The 19,347-nt window shown below is 66.6% G+C and carries 11 protein-coding genes; 4 read left to right on the top strand and 7 right to left on the bottom strand.

Going from position 1 to position 19,347, the window contains the following annotated elements:
• The first annotated feature begins 28 nt into the window (after window positions 1-28).
• Window positions 29-829: a hypothetical protein gene (locus AC1DR1_RS10165; protein WP_229992118.1), complete on the top strand. Its 801-nt coding sequence runs from the start codon at window positions 29-31 to the stop codon at window positions 827-829.
• On the opposite strand, the gene AC1DR1_RS10160 is transcribed toward AC1DR1_RS10165, so the two are convergent.
• Window positions 826-2,142 carry an erythromycin esterase family protein gene (locus tag AC1DR1_RS10160; RefSeq protein ID WP_229992119.1) on the bottom strand — a complete coding sequence of 439 codons (1,317 nt, stop codon included), beginning with the start codon at window positions 2,140-2,142 and terminating at the stop codon, window positions 826-828. The two genes, AC1DR1_RS10165 and AC1DR1_RS10160, sit on opposite strands and share 4 nt — an antisense overlap.
• Window positions 2,139-3,521, bottom strand: coding sequence for an MBL fold metallo-hydrolase RNA specificity domain-containing protein (locus AC1DR1_RS10155; RefSeq protein WP_229992120.1), 1,383 nt, complete (start codon window positions 3,519-3,521; stop codon window positions 2,139-2,141). Before AC1DR1_RS10155 ends, AC1DR1_RS10160 begins: the two co-directional genes overlap by 4 nt.
• A 269-nt stretch (window positions 3,522-3,790) precedes the next feature.
• On the opposite strand from AC1DR1_RS10155, the gene AC1DR1_RS10150 reads away from it, so the two are divergent.
• Window positions 3,791-5,530 carry a long-chain-fatty-acid--CoA ligase gene (locus tag AC1DR1_RS10150; RefSeq protein WP_476992548.1) on the top strand — a complete coding sequence of 580 codons (1,740 nt, stop codon included), beginning with the start codon at window positions 3,791-3,793 and terminating at the stop codon, window positions 5,528-5,530.
• A gap of 33 nt (window positions 5,531-5,563) precedes the next feature.
• On the opposite strand, the gene AC1DR1_RS10145 is transcribed toward AC1DR1_RS10150, so the two are convergent.
• From AC1DR1_RS10145 to AC1DR1_RS10135, 3 genes are all read right to left on the bottom strand, one after another.
• On the bottom strand, window positions 5,564-6,463 hold the full coding sequence (locus tag AC1DR1_RS10145; protein ID WP_229992122.1) for a hypothetical protein: 900 nt from the start codon (window positions 6,461-6,463) through the stop codon (window positions 5,564-5,566).
• A 1-nt stretch (window position 6,464) separates the two neighbouring features.
• Window positions 6,465-8,165 carry a multicopper oxidase family protein gene (locus AC1DR1_RS10140; RefSeq protein WP_229992123.1) on the bottom strand — a complete coding sequence of 567 codons (1,701 nt, stop codon included), beginning with the start codon at window positions 8,163-8,165 and terminating at the stop codon, window positions 6,465-6,467.
• A 135-nt stretch (window positions 8,166-8,300) separates the two neighbouring features.
• Window positions 8,301-13,787 (bottom strand): peroxidase family protein, encoded by a 5,487-nt coding sequence (locus AC1DR1_RS10135; protein WP_476992547.1) that lies wholly within the window; start codon window positions 13,785-13,787, stop codon window positions 8,301-8,303.
• 582 nt (window positions 13,788-14,369) lie between these two features.
• On the opposite strand from AC1DR1_RS10135, the gene AC1DR1_RS10130 reads away from it, so the two are divergent.
• Window positions 14,370-16,718 (top strand): FdhF/YdeP family oxidoreductase, encoded by a 2,349-nt coding sequence (locus AC1DR1_RS10130; RefSeq protein ID WP_229992125.1) that lies wholly within the window; start codon window positions 14,370-14,372, stop codon window positions 16,716-16,718.
• A gap of 215 nt (window positions 16,719-16,933) precedes the next feature.
• Here the strand turns inward: AC1DR1_RS10130 and AC1DR1_RS10125 are convergent, their stop codons facing one another.
• Together AC1DR1_RS10125 and AC1DR1_RS10120 are read right to left on the bottom strand one after the other, a co-directional pair.
• Window positions 16,934-17,251 carry a DUF6457 domain-containing protein gene (locus tag AC1DR1_RS10125; protein ID WP_229992126.1) on the bottom strand — a complete coding sequence of 106 codons (318 nt, stop codon included), beginning with the start codon at window positions 17,249-17,251 and terminating at the stop codon, window positions 16,934-16,936.
• Between the two features lie 94 nt (window positions 17,252-17,345).
• Window positions 17,346-18,335 (bottom strand): LysR family transcriptional regulator, encoded by a 990-nt coding sequence (locus AC1DR1_RS10120; RefSeq protein WP_229992204.1) that lies wholly within the window; start codon window positions 18,333-18,335, stop codon window positions 17,346-17,348.
• 131 nt (window positions 18,336-18,466) lie between these two features.
• Here AC1DR1_RS10120 and AC1DR1_RS10115 point away from each other — a divergent pair, with 131 nt between their 5' ends.
• On the top strand, window positions 18,467-19,345 hold the full coding sequence (locus AC1DR1_RS10115) for an FAD binding domain-containing protein (RefSeq protein WP_229992127.1): 879 nt from the start codon (window positions 18,467-18,469) through the stop codon (window positions 19,343-19,345).
• The last annotated feature ends 2 nt before the right edge of the window (window positions 19,346-19,347 follow it).

The raw sequence follows: 19,347 nt of genomic DNA, 5'->3' as shown, positions 1-19,347 counted from the left end.
GGAGCCCCGAACATCCTGAGGAACCGCCATGGACAGCCTGTCACAGCCCGGGAATACGGCCGCCGACGCCGGAGGGCTCCGGCTGGCAGGGGCTCTCAGCGGCCTTCTGTCCGCCGCCCTGGGCGTGGCCGGAGGGATGCTCGAAGGCGCGCTTTCGGGCCCATGGCCGGGTGCCGCGGACCCGGGCTACCCTGATTTCCTCCTTGAGAACCGGACCCTGATCCTCGCGCAAAGCATGCTTTTCGTCTTCAGTTCAGCCGTGCTGCTCTGGTTTCTGGCGTATGTCCGGGCGCATCTGTTGCGCACCGAGAAGGCGCCGGGCACGCTGTCCGGGCTCGCCTTCGCCGCCGGAGTCCTGGCCGCGGGAATGAACATCCTCGGACAGGCCGCCCAGCTGACTCTGACGCTGCCCTCGCAGTCCCGGATTCCTCCCGAAGTGGCCGCGGCGGTGGCCGACCTCTGCCTCGTCACCCTGAACCTCGCTAACCTGCCGGCGGGTGTCATGTTCCTGGCGATCGCAGTGTTGTCCCTGCGGCTGCAGGCCTTCCCGCGCTGGCTTGGCTGGATAGCGGCCGTGGCGGCCCTGTCATCGTTCGTCTCGACGCTGTCCCTGATCCCGGTGGAGGGGCCGTTGTCCCCGCTGGGGCCCGCGACGACGGCGCTGCGCCTCGTGCCGCTGCTCTGGTACATCCCCGCCGCCGTCGTGATGATCCGGTACGAGACGGGCCGGCGCCGTCACCGCATGCCGCCTGAAAGGGACAGCCTGGGCAGCGTCCGTCCCGACGCTATTGGGCCCGACGGACTGCCGCCGGAATCCACACCTGCCTAGAATCCGGTGGGCTCGGTCTCGAACTCCGGTTCCCGGGGCGGTCCCTCATGGTGCACCGGACGCAGTGCGGCGGTGTGTTCAAGCCAGATGAGGGCATCGTAGCGCTCCCCCATCCTGGTCGGGACATAGTTTCCGGCTTCCCTTTCCGGGTGGTAGACGACGCCGATAGCCCGGTGCCCGAGCCGTGTCGAAAGCCACGGCCCGCTCCGGTCGTCGCCGAACTCCAGCACTGACGGCACCCCGAGGGCCTGATGCAGGAAGTCTTCGTGGCTGCCCGGACGGGCTTCCGGCACTGTAAGGATGCGCTCGGGGCGGCCCCACCCGTCGGAGGCGATCACGGAGCCGCGGTGGGCTGCGAAGCCGACCAGCAGCACCCCTTCGCCCGCGTGGCGTTCGCGCAGCAGCTGCCCGACGTTGACCAGGCCGTCCTGCGCCATGTCGGTGGCGCGGGCATCCCCGATGTGTGTGTTGTGTTCCCAGATCAGGCCCTTCGACGCCGGCCCGAGGTGCCTGCTGACCCGGTCGATGGTGTCCGCCATGTGGTGGTCGCGGACGTTCCAGGACTGCCGGTCGCCGCGGACCATGATGCGGTAGTAGTGCTCCGCGTTTGCCGCGACTTCGGCGTTCTGGACGGCGTCGAAGGCGTCCTCCTCATGGGGGCCAGGGCTGAAGACCCGGTTCCTGACCTCGGTCAGGAGGGCCACGACGTCGGGCTCGCAGGACTGCGGCACCAGCCGCGTGCTCCAGGCGTACTGGTGCGGGTCCTCGTGGTGGGGCAGGAAGCACTGCCAGGCGCGCTCGGCCGCGGGCACGGCGTCGGGAACGTTCTCCTGCAGCCAGCCGATGATTTCGCGCAGCGAATCCCAGAGCGAGTAGACATCCAGGCCGTAGAAGCCGACCCGCTTATCCAGGGGCCGGCCTGCGTTCCAGCCGCGCAGCCAGTCCAGGAACGCCGCGACTTCCTCGTTGGCCCACATCCAGGTCGGCCAGCGTTCGAAGCCGGCCAGCAGTGCGTGGACGCCCTGGTCCTTCCCCTCCTGGCCGCGGACCCAGCGGTTGATGCGCCAGCAGTCGGGCCAGTCTCCTTCCACCCCTATCCAGTTGTAGCCTTCCTCCGTGATGAGCCGCCTGCTGAGGGTGTCGCGCCAGGTATAGAACTCGTGCGTGCCGTGCGACGCTTCGCCGATGGCCACGAAGCGGCAGCCGGCTGCGCGCCGTACGAGGCCGTTGAGATCGCGATCGGTTTTCAGCGGCCGGGCGAGATCGTGGATCTCCTTCAGCACGGTGGTCCGGGTGACACCGTTGGAGTTCATCGCGGTTCCTCGATGTCGATCGTCTCCAAGTGCTCGGGCACCCGGGCCCGCCAGCCGAGTTCGCGTTTGATCCGGCTGCGCAGGGCATCGGACGCGTCAGGGTCACCGTGCGTGATGTAGGTCATGCGGGGCTCCTTTGCTGCCGCTTTCATCCACGCGATGATGCCGTCGGCGTCGGCATGCGCGGACAGGCTTTCCATCTGGATGACTTCCGCCCGCACCTTGATGTCTTCCCCGTAGATGCGCAGCTCGCGTTCGCCGGCGGCCAAGGTGGCCCCCCGGGTCCCGCCGGCCTGGTAGCCGCTGAGGATGATGGCGTTTTTCGGATCGGGGCCGTAGGCCGCGACGTGGTGCAGGATCCGTCCGCCGGTCAGCATGCCGCTGGCCGAAATGATGATCATGGGTCCCCCGCGCAGGTTCAGCAGCTTGGACTCGTCCACCGTGCGGGTGAGCTTGGCCAGCTTGTACATTTGCCTGTATTCCTCCGGCTTGAGCCGGTGTTCCTCGGGATGACGCTGGTACATTTCCGAGGCATCGATCGCCATGGGGCTGTTCAGGTATACCGGGATGGGGGGAATCGCGTCATTTCGGAGGAGCCGGGACAGGTACAGCATGAGCGTTTCCGCCCGGCCGACGGCGAACGCGGCGAACATGATGACCCCGCCGCGTTTCGCGACACGGTTGATGATCTCCCCCAGTTGCTTCTCCGGATCCTCGGTGGAGTGTTTCCGGTTGCCGTACGTGGACTCGGTCACCAGGACGCCCGTTTCGCCGAGCGGCCGGGGCGGGTACATGAACGGGTCATCGGCGCGGCCCAGGTCCCCGGTGAAGTGCGCGGAATGCGAGCCGAGCCGGACGTGGACCTGGGCCGCCCCGAGGATATGCCCGGCGGGTACGAGCGTCACTTCCACGCCCCCGCCGAGGTCAAGGGGATCGTCAAACCCGCACACCTTGAAACTGTTGAGGGACCTGACGGCGTCGGCGGCCGTGTAGAGCGGCAGCGCAGGTTCATGCGCGGACGATCCCCGCTGTGAGGCATAGCGGGCTTCCTCCTCCTGCAGGTGGCCGCTGTCGGGCAGGAGGAGTTTGCAGAGATCTGTGGTGCCGTCGGTGGCGTAGACGGGGCCGCCGAACCCGTCCCTGACCAGGGCCGGGACGTAGCCCGTGTGGTCCAGGTGCGCATGTGTCAGCACCACTGCATCAATGGACCGGGGCGGCACCGGGAACGGCGCCCGGTTGCGCTCGCGGCTGCGCTTGTAGCCCTGGAAGAGCCCGCAGTCCACCAGCACGCGCCTGCCGCCGGCGTCGATCAGGTAGCGGGAACCGGTGACTGTGTCGGTGGCACCCAGGAACTTCAGGCTCGGCTGCTGGTGTTTCATGGCGCTCCCGTGGACCTCTACCCCGTAGATCTTTGCATTGCCCGGCCCAGTGAAATGCGCGGACCTGCGGCTCGCGGTGTACGCCCCAGCCTCCGCCCGGGCCTGCCGGGTGCCAAGGGCCAAAAGTCACCTCCGGGCACGCACCGCCTACCGCCACTGCGGTGCTCCCGTGAGGCGGATCCGTGCGGGCCGCCCCGGTAGGATTTCTTGACGGGCCCTGCCGGGCCTGGAGCCGGCAACCCGGCGCAGCCCAGTGGCAAGGACAAACCATGAGCACCAGATCCGCGGGGCCCCTGCGTCCCGAACGCCCGTGGACCCGCCACTACAGCCCCGGAGTTCCCGCCGATCTCAAGCTCCCCGAAGGGTCCCTTGTCGACCTCATGGACTCGTCCGTCCGGCGCTACGGCAACAAGACCGCGCTGGAATTCTTCGGCGCGCGCACCAGTTACCGCGAACTTGGCGCTTCCATCAGCAGGGCGGCCGCGGGCCTGAAGGCGCTAGGCGTCCGGGCCGGTGACCGGGTGGCGCTCGTCCTGCCGAACTGCCCGCAGCACATCATCGCGTTCCACGCGGCGCTGCGCCTGGGCGCCGTCGTCGTCGAACACAATCCCTTATATACAGACCGCGAGCTTCGCCATCAGTTCGAGGACCACGGCGCCACCGTCGCCATCGTCTGGGACAAGGCCGTTGACAAGGTCCGTCAGCTGCCGGCCGACGTCGGGCTGCAAAGCATCGTCTCCGTTGAACTGATTCCGGCGATGCCGTTGCTGCAGCGGATGGCGCTGCGGCTCCCCGTGCCGGCAGCCCGCGCTGCCCGGGCCGCCTTGGCAGCCGGCAAGCACCCGCCCCGGCCAAAGGCGCAGCCGGCACCGCGGACCGTGCTGGCGTGGAAAGAGCTCCTTGCCGCCGGCGGGCTGAAGAAGAGGCATCCGCGCCCGGCCGCCGGTGACCTGGCTGTCATCCAATACACCAGCGGCACTACGGGCCGGCCCAAAGGCGCCATGCTAACCCATGCCAATCTGCAGGCCAATGCCGCGCAGGGCCGCGCCTGGGTGCCCGGGCTCAAGGACGGCCGGGAAACCGTGTACGCGGTGCTGCCCATGTTCCACGCCTACGGGCTGACGCTGTGCATGACGTTTGCCCTGAGCATCGGTGCGAGGCTGGTGCTGTTCCCCAAGTTCGACGTCGACCTTGTGCTGAAGGCGCACAAGAAATCGCCCGCCACGTTCCTGGCCGCGGTGCCGCCGATCTACGACCGGATCGCCGCAGCAGCCGCCGAGCGCGGTATCGCGCTGGACAGCATCCGGTTTTCAATCTCGGGGGCGATGAACCTGCCGACGGCGACCGTGGAGACGTGGGAAAAGGCGACCGGGGGCTACCTGATCGAGGGCTACGGGCTGACGGAAACCTCGCCAATCGCCCTGGGCAACCCGTTCGGGCCCAGCCGGAAACCGGGAACAGTGGGGGTGCCGTTTCCGCTGACCGACATTCGCGTAGTGGACCCGCGGAACGTTCTCCTGGACCGTCCCCCAGGCGCGGAGGGCGAGCTCTTGATCCGGGGTCCGCAGGTTTTTGCCGGCTACTGGAACCGGCCAAAGGAGACAGAGGAAGCACTGCTGGAAGGCGGCTGGTTCCGCACGGGTGACATTGTCTCGGTGGACAAGGATGATTTCGTGACCGTTCGGGACCGGATCAAGGAACTCATCATCACGGGCGGCTTCAACGTCTCCCCCACGGAGGTCGAAGACGTCCTGTCCGAATACCCTGGCGTCAGGGACGTGTGCGTGGTGGGACTTCCCCGCCCGGGCGGCGGCGAAGACGTGGTGGCCGCCGTCGTGGCATCCGCGGGGGCCGGCATCGACCCGGAGGCGCTGCTGGCGTTCGCGCGGGAGACCCTTGCCGCGTACAAGGTCCCGCGCCGCGTTGCAGTGGTGGACGAGTTGCCGCGTTCGCTGATCGGTAAGGTCCTGCGCCGCGAGATCCGGGACACACTTGTGGCCGGCCGGTAGCGTTCCCCTTGCTCCGGCCGGCCACTGGTGCGGTCAGTGCCCGGTCTCCTCAGTGCCCGGCGTCGTTGTTGTTGTGTCGTGGCTGCCGGCGTCCTCGTGGGCGGCGTCGTGGCTGCCCGCGTCCTCGTCGGCGGCGTCGTGCGAGTGCGTCCCCGGAGACGGCTCAGGCTCGGGTGCCGGTTCCGGCTCGAGGGACATGTCCACTCCCTCGCCCGTGGCCGAACGGGGAGCCAGCGCCACGTCCGCGGGCTCGACGCCGGCGCCGCGGGCCATGCCGATCCGCACGGATTCCACCAGCAAGTCGCTGAGCAGAGGTCCCGTATAGGTGACCTTCAGGGCTCCGCTGTCCAAGGTGGTGCCGTAGTTCCCGAGCGCGTCCGTGAGAATGCCTTCCTCGGCGATGGAAGCCGCCAGGGCTGCCGGATCGGTGGCAGCGACGCTGAACTGGAGGTCGTGGACCAGGACTGAGGTGACGTGGACATGCTCCACTCCCGGGTAAGTGCCCTCCGGGCCGAAGGCGAGTTCGGCCAGCTTCTCCGCGTCCTCGCCCGTGCTTCCGGCCGGAAGCACCAGGATCAGTTCCGGCGCGAGGTGCTCCAGGATCGCTGGTTCGAGCACGTTCGGGGGGATGTCGGATAGGACGATGCCGCTCGCAGCCGCTGTCTGCTCGAGCCGTACGCGTGGCGGGCCCGGCTCGGCGCCTGCGGCGGGGTGGACGGCAATGACGGCGCGCCGCCGCACCATCAGCCCGTCGTGGCTCACGGCCGGGCGGCCGTTGCCTACGTCTGTCCCGGTCTCCAGCGAGACAGGCGCGGCGCTCTGCACGGCCAAGGCGGTCGGAGAGGAAGGTGCCGGTGACGGCGTTCCGCCGGTACAGGCGCTCAGCGCCAGCACGAGCAGGGTCGCGGCCCCCAGTTGGCCCAGGCGCCGCACGTCAGGTCCCCGCCGGGAATCCGGGCCGGTACACCGGCTGGAACGCGTCCAGAGGAGTAGTGTCCAGGACTGGCGGATCCGTGGTGACGGGGTCGTTGGTCCTCAGATCGCCCACGGAGAACTGCACCATCATGTCGTGGTCCTCGTGGACCAGGTTGTGGCAGTGGATCATGTAACGGCCACCTCCGTTCGCGCCTGGGTCGAATTGCATGAGCGCTGTGATGGACTCGTTCTCGCCGGCGTAGAAGACGTCCTTGGGGCCCTTTTCCCAGGCGAACGGCTGGCCGCCGTTGGTGTTCCTCCCGATGATTTTGGCGTCAATGAGGTGGATGTGCACCGGATGGAACCAGCCGCCGGACGCATTGATGATGGTCCATTGCTCGACGTCGAACGGCTGGGGATTGCCGAACAGCTTGGTGAACCCGGACTTCTCCACGTCGGCCCAGGTGACGCCGTTGACGGTCCATTGTCCGTGATCCCGGAAAAATTTCAGCTCGCGTTTGGCTTTGACCATCGCCGGCGTCAGGCTCATGGTGGGAATGGCGCCCAGAGACGCGTTGACGGCCCCGCCGTCGTCCAGGGTGGCCGGGATGCTGGAAATGGAGCCGGCCCCCGACCCGGAGTCCGCCACCACCTGGAATCGCATGATTTTGTTCGTGTTGGCGAAGTCGATGTTGTTTTTGTTGCTGAGGTTGCGCAGTTCGATCAGCTGCCCGGTCCGGTATTTACGGAAGTCGATCAGCACCTCGTAGCGTTCCGCCGTGCCCTGCCGCCAGGATTTGACGGCCTGCACTTTCGGCGTCATGCCGCCGTCGGTGCCAACCACGTAGACGGGGTCACCGGTGGAGAGCGTGGGCCGGTAGGAGCGCGAGATGGACGCATCGAGCACCCGGAAGCGGTAGATCCGCGGCTTGACCTTCATGGTGGGCCAGGGCACGCCGTTGACCAGGATGATGTCCCCCCACAGGCCCTTCTGGTCGTTGTCGTTGTAGGCGAGGGAACCGTCGGCATTGAACATGGCGTCCGAGATCATCAGGGGCACGTCGAACTCGCCCTGCGGCAGCTGGGCACGCTCGAACTTGTCAGAGAGCGGATAGAAGCCGGCGAGTCCTGAGTACACGTTCTGGGCCGTGATGTGGTGCTTGTGGTCGTGGTACCAGAGCGTCCGGGACGGCTGAAAGTTGGGGTAACGGTAGTTCTTCACGTTCCCGGGGATGGTGATGTCGTTGGCGTACCCGTCATATTGGGGCAGCGACGCCGAGCCGTGCAGGTGGGTGACTGTATCAAAGCGGGCGGGCTGCACGAGCCCGGCGGCCGGCAGGGCGTTGCGGATCCGCACCTCGATCCGGGTGCCCTGGATGGCCCGGATGGTGGGGCCTGGAAAGATGCCGTTGTAGCCGGCCACGGTGGTGTTCAGCCCGGGCACGAGCTGGGCCTGGCCGAGCTTCTGGGTGAGGGCGTACCGGGCGAACGGCCGGGCCGGGTCGCCGCCGTCGAAGCCCGTCGCGAAGGGGACGAGCTCGGGCGGGCGGCGAAAGACGCCCGCGTAGGGAACAGGCTTGTTCTGAGGCGCAAGTTGGCTGGCGGTGAGGAGCGGTGTGCTCGGACCAGTAGTGGGAATGTCGTCGTCGCCGCCTTTGAACCCGGCAAGGCCGAGGGCGCCGACAGCGCCCAGTTTGAAGATCTCTCGTCGTGTAGTCATGGCCCCTCCAAGTGGGCAATAGAGCTGAATACAGTGTCGAAAAGTGAATTTCGAAGAATTGAGGAAGCCGGCTGGCGGGCCGCTGTGGGTCCGCCAGCCGGCGATCTCGTCGTGCTGTTGCAGTGCTGCTTGCTGTTACAGCCCTGCGCCCGTGGTGAACGTCCAGATACGGGTTGTCATCGGGTTACCGGCCAGGTCGCGGACGCCAGTGGTGCCACCGGTGACGGTGACCCGGTACTGGGTGTTCGCGAGGAGGCTGGTTCCGGGGTTGATCGTCAGCACCCTGGTGGTGCTGTTGAACGTGATCGCCGAAGCGACCGCCGCCCCGGTGGAGACCCGTTCAATCCGGACCTTGCCGGCAACTGCGAAGCCGGTAATGACCTCACTGAACGTGGCGGTCACGTTGCTGTTGCGCAGCACCCCTGTGGCTCCCGCGACGGGAGTCGTGGCGGTGATGGTCGGGTTGGGGCCCGTGGTGAACGACCACGTGCTGGTCGCCATCGTGTTGCCCGCGAGGTCACGGATCCCCACGAGGTTCACCGTGTACACGCGGTCCGCCAACAGCGTGCCGACCGGGTTCAGAGTCGCAACCCGGGTGAGCGTGTTGTAAGACACGACGGTGGGGATCACCGTGGTGCCGAGCCGCAGCTGGAACGTGGTTCCGCTGACTCCCGTCACCGCCTCGCTGAACGTTGCCGTCAGGTTCGCCGTCTGGCTGACGGAGAGTGCACCGGATGCCGGTGTCCGCGCTGTCACGGTGGGAGCCACGAATTCCGTCCGTGGTGTCACCGCTGCCGTGCGGGCCGAGAATCCGCCCGTACCGGCCACGTTGACGGCGGCGACGTCGAACGTGTACGCCGTCCCATTGGTGAGGCCGGTGACGACGACGTTTCCGACGTTTCCGGTGACCGTCGTACTTATCAAGGCAGTTCCGGCGAAGGCCCTCACTCTGTAACCCGTGATGGGGGATCCGCCGGTGGACCCCGGGGTCCAGGTCACGGACGCCGAAGCGTTCCCGGCCGTGGCCGTCCCGATGGTCGGCGCTCCCGGTGCGGTGGTAGCCGTCGGGCTCACCGTGTTGGACAGCGCCGAGAACGGGCTGTCACCGAGGGCGCTGTTGGCCAGAACCTGGAACCTGTACTGCGATCCGTTGGTCAGGCCGGTCACCACCAGGCTGGTGGCGCCTGCCGGGGCGGTGCGCAGGGCACCGACCTGGACGCCGGCCGGATTCGTCGTCACGTCGAGCACCTTCACGGAGAAGGCGCTGGCCGTTCCGACGGTCGGAGCCGTCCAGTTAACCGTGGCCTGGCCGGCGGCGGCGGTTGCCGTGCCGATGACCGGAGCGTTGGGCGCAACGGTGTCAGAGAACTGCAGGAGCTCGATGTTGCGGACAGTGTCCGTGCCATCGGCGCCGACRTTGTCAACCACCGTAGTGGTCGAGCCTGCCGAGCCCAGGGTGGCGCCGGCAGGGGTGGTCGTGACGGTGTAGTCGGCCTGCGGGCCGGTGAAGACGGCCCTGTCGGATCCGCCGGAGCCGGTCAGGATCTCACGGACGGCCACGATGTTTCCGGGGTCGACGGTGCCGGCAAAGACGGCTTCCTGAAGTGTCGGTCCGGTAAGCGCACCGGCGCCGTCACGAAGATACCGGCTGGCCATGGCGCTTTGGCCGGATCCGGTCACCGCTGCACTGCCGATTTCCGTCGACGGGTCAGCTGCGTTCGTCCTGACGCTCAGGCGGACGTTGAAGTAGGCGTCACCGTCGATGATGTCGTCTCCGCCACGTCCCTCGATCAGGTCGCTGCCGCCGCCGCCAAGGAGGATGTTGCCATCGCCCCAGACGTTCGCGCCGCTCAGAAGCGGGCAGTCGCCCGATGCCGACTGGGCCACGACGGTAGCCAACGGGGTGTTCAACGCCGGCACCAGCGCATCAAGACCGGCAATACGGTCAAGGCCCGCCTGGTCCAGCACGTCGCACCCGATGAACCCGGCGCCACCCACGGCACTGGGAACCACGCTGTCACCACGGATGGTGTCGTTGAGTTCCGCGCCGGACAACGCCTCGACCTCGTTGAACTTGTCCCTGACGCCGACCTGGAGGATATCCAGCGGCGGGATCGGGAGAGCCAAGTCAAGGTCCTGCGGCTGTGGATCACCGACGCCGATTTCCCAGTCATAACCTGAAGCGCCAGCGACCTTCTCGATGCCCGGACCTGCGACACCGACGTCATCGCCGCCTTCCATGTCGTAGTCGTCGTCACCGCCCTGTCCGATCAGGATGTCGTGTCCGGGCTTTTGGGAGTCGTCCAGGAAGAACAGGTTGCCGCTGTCCCCTTGCATGAGGTCCGGCTGATCACCACCCTCTTCCCAGTCATTGCCGCTGTCGCCGAAGGCGGCGTCAAGGCTTTGACCGAGCATGATGAAGTCGTCACCCTCACCACCGAAGGTCTCGTTGGCGTTGGCACCACCGTTCGTGAAGTCCTTGCCATCACCGCCCATGATGATGTCCAGGCCCGGTCCGGTGTCGATTGCGTCGTTACCGGGACCGCCCTTCAAGACATCGTCGCCGGCAACGTCGGTGATGATGTCGTTGCCTTCACCACCGAGCGCGACGTCGGCTCCGTCACCACCTTCGATGATGTCGTTGCCGAGTCCACCCCAGAAGGTGTCGCTGTCGTTACCACCGAAGATGCGGTCCACGCCGGCAGTGCCGTTGTAGACGCTCTGGCCGTTGATCCCGGAGGGATCGACGGTGTTCCGCGCACGGTACTTGATGGTGCCGTCGGACATGCGGATCAGCAAAGCCGGCTCGCTGCACTCCGACTGCAGGTCGTCCGCTACGGTGTTTCCGAAGGACGCAAAGCCGGCAGCGGTGCCGGCAAGGTTCTTCAGCTCGAACTTGCAGTCCGCCGTGGCGAATGCATCGGCCTTCAAACTGCGAACGTTCGTGTTGCGCATCATCAGTTCGGAGAACGAGTTGCCTTCGAGCTGCGTCCTCAGGTTCATGCCCGGGGTGCGGGCCAGGTAGTAGAGGCGGTCGCCGTTCTGCAGCTCGGTCAGCTGGTTCTCGAACACGTAGTTGAAGGTGCTGCCCAGCAGGCCACCGAACACAACCGTTTGCTCCGCGAGTCCGCCGACCCAGAGGTCGACGTTGTCGAGGCCGGTGATCGACTGGGTGCCGTTGTTGGCCCAGGCGTCCGTGCTGTTCATGAACGCCGCGGCGTCAGCAGGGGCGACATCACCAGCAATGGGGTTGGGGTTGACGATCAACCGTGCAGCCTCGCGCTTGCCCGCCAGCGTCGTCGCGCCGGTGATGGACGGGTGCTGACCGTAGGCAGCCACGAAGTTAGTCAGCGACTCAGGGTGCTTGAGGCCCTCCCCGAAGTCGATCCAGTTGGTGTAGGGCTTCAACTGGGCGTCGTTCGTCGAGTTGAAGATCTCCCGGCGAAGCTGGTTCAGCCGCGGGATACCCTCGGACCGGGCCCGCGTCATGTTGATCGTCGGCAGGTCCAGTGGCAGGCCCAGCAGGTTGTTGCGAAGCGTGTCGGTCACGAACTCATCGAGCTCGTTGCCGACCTGATCCGACATACCCATGATGACGCTGCCCGCAGCCTCCTCGGAGGTGAGCGAACCGGCAGGGCCGCCATTGGTGTACTCCGGAGGGTTGAGGAACCCGTTGAGCAAGGAGATGTCGTTCTGACTCCCCAAGATGTCATCGGAGGTGCCGAACTGGTTGTCCGGACCGGGGCGGTCCTCGTTCCTGCGCGAGATCGTCTCGGTGAGCATAGAGTGACCGAAGCGGTACACGGCGTGGGCAAACTCGGCCTTGATGGCCGGGTTGAGCTCCGTCTGAGTGAACGCAAACGGCTCGAAGGGGTTGATCGCAGGCTGGATCTTGCGGGCGAATTCCTCGAAGACCAGGTGCTGGTATTCCATTTCGGTGATGAACCGTGCCGCCTGGAAGAGGCGCTCACCGTTCCAGCCGTCTGCACCGGCCGCCAACTGCCATTGGGCCAGAGCCGCCGTGCCGCTGGCGGAAGTATCGTTCGTCAGCACGGTCTTGATATTGCCGACGAGACGGTCGTGCTCAGAGTGGAAGATCTGGTGGATGGTGGTGAGACCGATGTTCTCGTTGACCCGCCCGTCACCGGCGATGAAGTGCGCATTGAGCATCTCGTCGTCGTAGGTCCCGGCCGGCTGGTTGGCAAAATCTGCCGAGGCCGTGTTGTCAGCGTCCGGGGTGGGCGCTACGGGAGGCGTGGCCGGGTTGTTGTCAGCGTCCCGCGGTGACGGGTCGGCGTTGTGCGCGATGTCCGTCAGGAACGGCGTGTCGAAGTACCGCACGTTTGCCGGCACCGGCACGGGCGTGACCGTGTTTCCCTCTACGAGGCCGGTCTGGGTGACGTACTGCGGCAGCCCGCGCAGGGGTCCGGGGATGAACTTGCCATACGCGTCCGCTGCGATCATCGGGATGTTGGTGACGTCCTTGTCCTCGAGCTTGAGACCGAGGAAGATCGCCGCCTGGGACTTGGTCGTGGCCCACGTGGCCATGCCGTTCGCCGTCGGGCCGGCTGCGCCACCGAGCAGCTTGCCAGTGGAGACCGGCCTGCCGGCGGCGTTGTTGATGTACTCCCGCAGGAACACTTGGTGGGATGAGTGGGACGTGTAGGTCTGGGACTGGTCAACCCAGGGCGAGTCCGTGTTGGTCGCATTCTGGATATCGTCAGCACTCTCGTCGGCAGCGGTGGCGGGGTTGTCGCCTGTGACACCGTCCGGACCGGGCTGGTTCTGGCCCCGGGTCAGCACCATGAACCGCAGCTGCGGGGCCAGGTCGTCGGCGTTGCCGAGGATGTGGTCCGGGCCGGCGATGAGCGGATCATCGGCCTTCAGCGGAACGAAGACAGTGCCGCCGGACTTGACCGTCTGGTCTACGCCGTGGTCGAAAAACTGCCCGAACAGCGTGAAAAGCGAGTTGTAGGGCGGGGAAAGCCCGACGTCCGTGGTGACGTTCGGGATGAACAGGGTCTGATGCGACGGCACGCAGCCCGCAGGAACTTCAATGACCGGAGGTGTGGCGTTAGGCTGGGGATCCGTCGTGCACGGCACGACGCCCGTATTCCCCTGCGTCCTGACCGGGTTGCCGGCCGCTGCGACGGCGGCGGGGTTGGTGGAGGTCTGGTCCACAATCAGATTGCTGATGGTGCGGGGCTCGGAGTCGAAAACGTTGCCCTTCTTCTGCGCGTAGCTCGTCGAGCCTGCCGGGCCGAAGCCAGGGGGTACAGCCTCGGCGGCCTTGAACACGGGCGTGGCCAGGCGCGGGAACGTCTGGTCAGCAGCGCCGAACGTTTCCTGGCCTGGCTGGAGGTTGTTGCACGAGCCGTCCACTGTCCGCAGGCCCTGGGAGACGAGAGGGCTGGGGATTTGGTTGGGGCCGGTGCCAATCAGGGCACCGCACGGGCCGGTTGCCGACGTCGTGTTGGCGACGTGGGCCTCGGCGATCTTGATTTGCTTGAGAATAAAGGCCAGATCGGACGGGGTGATGGTGAAGCCTGCGCCGACCGGCGCCTGCACGGCGCTGGCGCCAGGCGCCGTTGCGGTGAGTCCGACAAAACTGAGCAGGGTCATCGCTGTCCCTGCCGCTACTGCCCGGGTTGACCGGCTAAAGACACGTCTTTGGCCGCCAACCTTCCTGCATGCGAACAAATTCATTGCACACCTGCCTCTTAGAGTGAGTGATGGTGCAACAGTGCTTGGTGATTCCTTGGGGAAAACTGGGACGGGTGGGTAACTTAGGATCCGGACCACGGTCCGGCGTTTTTCGGGGCCTCCGGCCACCGGGATCGCGGGTTTGAAATACGCGCACCGACGCTTTGGGCTACTCGCCCCGAGGTCGACGGCGGCAACGTAGCCTACGCGGGAACTACGGCGCGGGCGTGCTGTCGGCGAATAACAGCCGGGTAACGGCTACCCCTGCAGGACCCGAATATTTGGCCTCTGCTACCTGAGGCCGGCGCACAGCAGGTCCCCAGCACGCGCCAAGACGGCGGTGGTATAAGGGGTGCGCACGGTGCCGGGCGGCACTCGGGACAGGGCCCCGGCCAATTGCTTGCGGCGCTCCGATCAAGCTGATAGGCCTGAAGGTATGGTGCATAGTGGCAGATCAGCACGCCGCCCCCTCCGGACGGTGGTTGAGGAAGGGAAGTTCACGTGACTCGCAAGACTCCTCACATCGAGGAACCGTCGGAGCAGGATCTCGTAGTCGGGGACGGGCCGAAGAGCTGGGCCGCCGGTGTCCCGGGCGTGTACCACTCCATGAAGCCGGCCATCGAGCAGATGGGGCTGAACCGGACCCGTAAGACCGTCATGGCCATGAACCAGAAGGAAGGCTTCGACTGCCCGAGCTGCGCGTGGCCGGACCCGCACCACCGCAAGGCGTTCGAGTTCTGCGAGAACGGGGCCAAGGCGGTGACTTGGGAGGCGACCCCGGTGGTGGTTCCCGAAACTTTCTGGGCCCAGAATTCCGTCAGCGAACTGCGCGGCCGGTCCGAGTACTGGCTTGGCATGCAGGGCCGGCTCACGGAACCGGTATACAAACCCGCCGGCGAGGACCACTACAAGGCGGTCAGCTGGGATGAGGCGCTCCGGCTTGTGACCGACAAGCTCAAGGGGCTGGACTCCCCCGACCAGGCGGCGTTCTACACGAGCGGCAGGACGTCGAACGAGGCCGCCTTCCTCTACCAGCTGATGGTCCGCGGCTATGGCACCAACAACCTGCCGGACTGCTCCAATATGTGCCATGAATCTTCGGGCTGGGCAATGGGCCAGACCATCGGCATCGGCAAGGCGACCGTCAGCTTCGACGACTACGCCCAAGCCGACCTGATCATTGTCATGGGCCAGAACCCGGGCACTAACCACCCCCGGATGATGACCGAACTCGAGGCGTGCAAGAACCGCGGCGGTGAGATCGTGGCCGTCAATCCCCTTCCCGAGGCCGGCCTGCGCCGCTATAAGAACCCGCAGGAGGTCAAGGGCGTGATCGGCCACGGCACGCAGATCGCGGACCAGTTCCTCCAGATCCGGATCGGCGGCGACATGGCACTGCTGCAGGCCGTGTCCAAGCGCGTGCTCGAGGCCGAGGCCAAGAACCCCGGCACGGTTCTGGACCACGCCTTCCTGGCCGAACACTGCGAGGGACTCGAGGAGCTTAAGGAGCACTTGGCCCGGCTGGATGAGCGCACGGTGCTCGAAGCCACGGGCCTGCGCAGCGAGGACATCGATGAGCTCGCCGCCCGCTACCTCAAGGCCGACAAAGTCATCATCACCTGGGCCATGGGCATCACGCAGCAGAAGAAGGCTGTCGCCACCATCAAGGAGATCATCAACCTCCTGCTGCTGCGCGGCAACATCGGTAAGCCGGGCGCCGGCGCCTCTCCCATCCGCGGGCACAGCAATGTGCAGGGCGACCGCACGATGGGCATCTGGGAGCAGATGCCGCAGTCCTTTATGGAAGCCCTCGGCAAGGAGTTCGACTTCGAACCGCCCCGCGAACACGGCACGGACTCCGTCGAGACCATCAACAAGATGCGCGCGGGCGAGATCAAGGTTTTCGTCGCCCTGGGCGGCAACCTTGTGGGTGCCATCTCGGACACGAATGCCGCCGTGGCTGCCATGGGAAACACGGAGATGACAGTCCAGATCTCGACCAAGCTGAACCGCTCGCACACTGTGACGGGCCGCGAGGCGCTGATCCTCCCCACGATGGGCAGGACCGAGATCGACATCCAGGAATCCGGACCCCAGTTCGTTTCCGTGGAGGACACTGTCTGCGCCGTGCACCCGTCATGGGGCAGCGTCGAGCCGGTGTCCCATCATCTGCTCTCGGAGCCGGCCATCGTGAGCCGGCTGGGCAAACTCCTGGTGGGCGAGAAGATCAAGGCCGACTGGGACGGGTTTGAGAAGAACTACGACCTCATCCGCGATCACATTTCGCGGGTGGTGGGCGGCTGCAAGGACTACAACGAACGGATCCGGCAGGAAGGCGGATTTGTCCTCGCCCACGGTCCCCGCGACTCCCGCACCTTCCCCACGCCCACCGGCAAGGCCGTGCTGACTGCCAATGATCTCGAACTGGTCCAGCGGCCGGAGGGAACCCTGATCCTGCAGAGCATGCGCTCCCACGACCAGTTCAACACCACCATCTACTCGCACAACGACCGCTACCGGGGCATCAAGAAGGGCCGCCATGTGGTGTTCGTGAACCCTGACGACATCGCCGAACTCGGCCTTGCGGACGGGCAGTACGTGGACATCCGCGGCGTGCACGACGACGGCGAGGAACGCATAGTGCGCAAGTTCCGCGTGGTGTCGTATCCCACGGCACGCGGCTGCGCGGCCGCCTACTACCCCGAGGCCAACGTGCTGGTGCCGCTGAACCACACGGCCGAGGGCAGCAACACTCCGGTTTCGAAGGCGGTCATTATCCGGCTCGAGCCGAGCCTGGACCAGACGCCCGACGGCGCGGCAACACTCCCTGCCGGGGTGGCCTCACCCTAGGCACACGCCGCTAGGCACACGCCAGTCGCCGGGGCCGGGGCCACGGGACCTGCCCCACCCCGGCCCCGGCGACTGGACATGACACCAGCATGCCCATCCCTGAGCCCCACCGTGGAGCATGTCCCGTGCTGCCGGCGCGGGCGCTACTCCGTTACTCAGTTACTGCGCGACTCAGCTACTGCGCTACTGCGCTACTGCGCTACTGCGCTACTGCCTTACTGGGCCCTCTTGGCCCAGCCTTCCTCGTCCGGGCCGCCGGACTCGCCGTGCTCGCAGAGCTCAATGACTTTGTTCGACGCGGCGTGCACGGCCTCCTGCGTGCCCTTGCGGCCGTTGGTGGACGCGGTACCGGCCGCGTAGCCCACAATGAACGCGCTGATGGCGTCCGCATGCGGCCCGACGGCTTTAACGGATTCGTCCGCGACCTGGACGATCTTTTCGTGGTCGACTTCCAGGTCAAGGATCTGCAGCGCCTGAATCAGCCGGCTGCTCCAATGCCGCAGCGAGCTGTCTTCGTCTCGGGACAACGTCATTGCTCCTCCTTCTCGCAGGGTGAATGGATCGTCTAACCCCTCAAGGGGTAGCACCCGCCCGGGCGTTGTGCAACGCGACACAGCGGCAGGCGCCTCAGCTCCAGAGCGCCACGTGGAACTTGGACCCCCGCCTCTCCAGCCCCCGCGAACCGCCGGGAGCGACCATGGCCGCGGTGGCGTCGGCGGTGCCGGCAAACCTTTGCAGGGTCCGCGCCATGGTGGTGGCCCGGCGGCGGTCCAGGGTACTGGCCCACCAAAGTCCGGAGACCGGCGTTCCGGCCACCGGCACGCGGACCAGGGCGCCGCTGCGAATTTCAGCCCGCACAATATGGCCCAGCGCCAGCATGGTTCCCTCGCCCGCCCTGACGGCGGCGAGCGCCTCTGTCTCGCTGCTCAACCGGACGATCTCCGGCGCCACTGCCTGGGACGCCAGCCAGCGGCCCTCCTCGCTGGCCGCCTGGACGCCGGCGGGACCGGCAAACCAGGGCCTGCGCAGCAGTTCAGCCAGCGCTACCGGTCCGTGGAGGGCGGCGAGCGGATGCCCGGCGGCCGCCACAACAATCCGCTGGTACCGCAGGAACGGGGCGGAGTCGATGCCGAGGTCGCCAGTACTGTTGGGAAGGCCGCCGTTGCGGACGGCGGGCCGGGCTCCCAAGGCGATGTCATAGACGCGTTCGCGCATCAGCGAGGCAATGTCCTCGGCCTCCTCCACCACCACGTCGACGGAGGCGCCGGGAACCCGGCGGGTGAAAAGGTCCAGCAGGCGCCCGGCCGCGTGTTCGGCAAAGGGCGCCGTCGCCACGATATTCAGGCGTCCGGTCTCGGTCTGGGCATGCGCCACCTCCCACCGGGCCTGATCCGCCAGTCCCACGATGTCCTGGGCGTGTTCGGCGAGGGCCCGGCCGCCGGGAGTCAGCGCAATCCCGCCGTGGGCGCGCACGAAGAGCGGGTCGCCCAGATCCTGCCTGAGTGCGGCAAGCGCCGTCGAAACGGCCGGTTCGCTGACTCCGAGGTGGACTGCTGCGGCGTGAAGAGAGCCCAGCTTGGCCACCAGGGCGAACGTCCGCAACTGTCCCAATGTCATCGCCACGGCTTCATAACCTTTCGCTTATGACGATATTGACAGCCCACTCAGGCCGGGGCAAGACTGACCTCAATCCGGCGCTAAGCAGCCGCTGCACCATGCCGCCGGCCATTCGGAGTGAGGTAGGGACTATGCAGATTCCGGCTCCATTTGACTACGTGCGCGCCACCACCGTGGACAACGCCCTGGAACTTCTCGCCCGGTACGGCCCCGAATCCCGGGTGGTGGCCGGCGGCCACAGCCTCCTGCCGATGATGAAGCTTCGCCTTTCCCGGCCCGAATGGCTGATCGACATCAATGACCTCTACGAGCTGGATTTCATCCTCCGTGACGGCAACAAGCTAAGGGTGGGCGCCATGACGCGCCACACCACCTTGCTGGAGTCGGACGAGGTCGCCGCGCTGTTCCCCATTGTGCGGGACGCCGAATTGGTGATCGCCGACCCCGTGGTGCGCAACCGCGGCACGATCGGCGGCTCCCTCTGCCAGGCCGATCCCGCCGAGGACCTCTCCACCGTTTGTGATGTCCTGGCCGCCGAGGCAGTCATCCGCGGGCCACGCGGCGAGCGCATCCTGTCCATGTCCGAGTTCCACCGCGGACCTTATGAAACCGCGGTCGGACAGGATGAGCTGCTCTGCGAACTCAGGTTCGGCATCCGCCCCCGCTCGGGCAGCGCCTATGAAAAGGTCGAACGCCGGGTCGGCGACTGGGCAGTCGGTGCCGCCGGCGCCGCAGTCACCCTCGCCGCGGACGGGACCGTCGACGACGCCGCCGTCGGACTCACTGCGCTGGGCCTTGACCACCCGCTGGCCGAGGCCGCCGCGGCGCTCCGCGGCAGGCATCCGGACGAGGAGCTGTTCGCCGAGGCCGGCAGGCTGGCAGCGGCGGCCTGCGATCCGGTAGCGGACCAGCGCGGCCCGGTCGACTACAAACGGCATCTCGCCGATGAGCTCACCCGGCGGGTACTGCGGCGGGCCTGTGCCCGCGCCGCCCAGATGCAGGAAGGCTGAAA

It is taken from the genome of Arthrobacter sp. P4_F10, from assembly GCF_056401435.1.
Note: the sequence above shows the minus strand (reverse complement) of the source record. Positions and strands in the feature narration are given on the sequence as shown.

Excerpts from the sequence above, each read along its gene's own strand:
- AC1DR1_RS10120 (WP_229992204.1), bottom strand. The coding sequence starts at position 18,335 with ATGACATTGGGACAGTTGCGGACGTTCGCCCTGGTGGCCAAGCTGGGC.
- AC1DR1_RS10150 (WP_476992548.1), top strand. The coding sequence starts at position 3,791 with ATGAGCACCAGATCCGCGGGGCCCCTGCGTCCCGAACGCCCGTGGACC.
- AC1DR1_RS10115 (WP_229992127.1), top strand. The coding sequence starts at position 18,467 with ATGCAGATTCCGGCTCCATTTGACTACGTGCGCGCCACCACCGTGGAC.
- AC1DR1_RS10155 (WP_229992120.1), bottom strand. The coding sequence starts at position 3,521 with ATGAAACACCAGCAGCCGAGCCTGAAGTTCCTGGGTGCCACCGACACA.
- AC1DR1_RS10140 (WP_229992123.1), bottom strand. The coding sequence starts at position 8,165 with ATGACTACACGACGAGAGATCTTCAAACTGGGCGCTGTCGGCGCCCTC.
- AC1DR1_RS10165 (WP_229992118.1), top strand. The coding sequence starts at position 29 with ATGGACAGCCTGTCACAGCCCGGGAATACGGCCGCCGACGCCGGAGGG.
- AC1DR1_RS10160 (WP_229992119.1), bottom strand. The coding sequence starts at position 2,142 with ATGAACTCCAACGGTGTCACCCGGACCACCGTGCTGAAGGAGATCCAC.
- AC1DR1_RS10125 (WP_229992126.1), bottom strand. The coding sequence starts at position 17,251 with ATGACGTTGTCCCGAGACGAAGACAGCTCGCTGCGGCATTGGAGCAGC.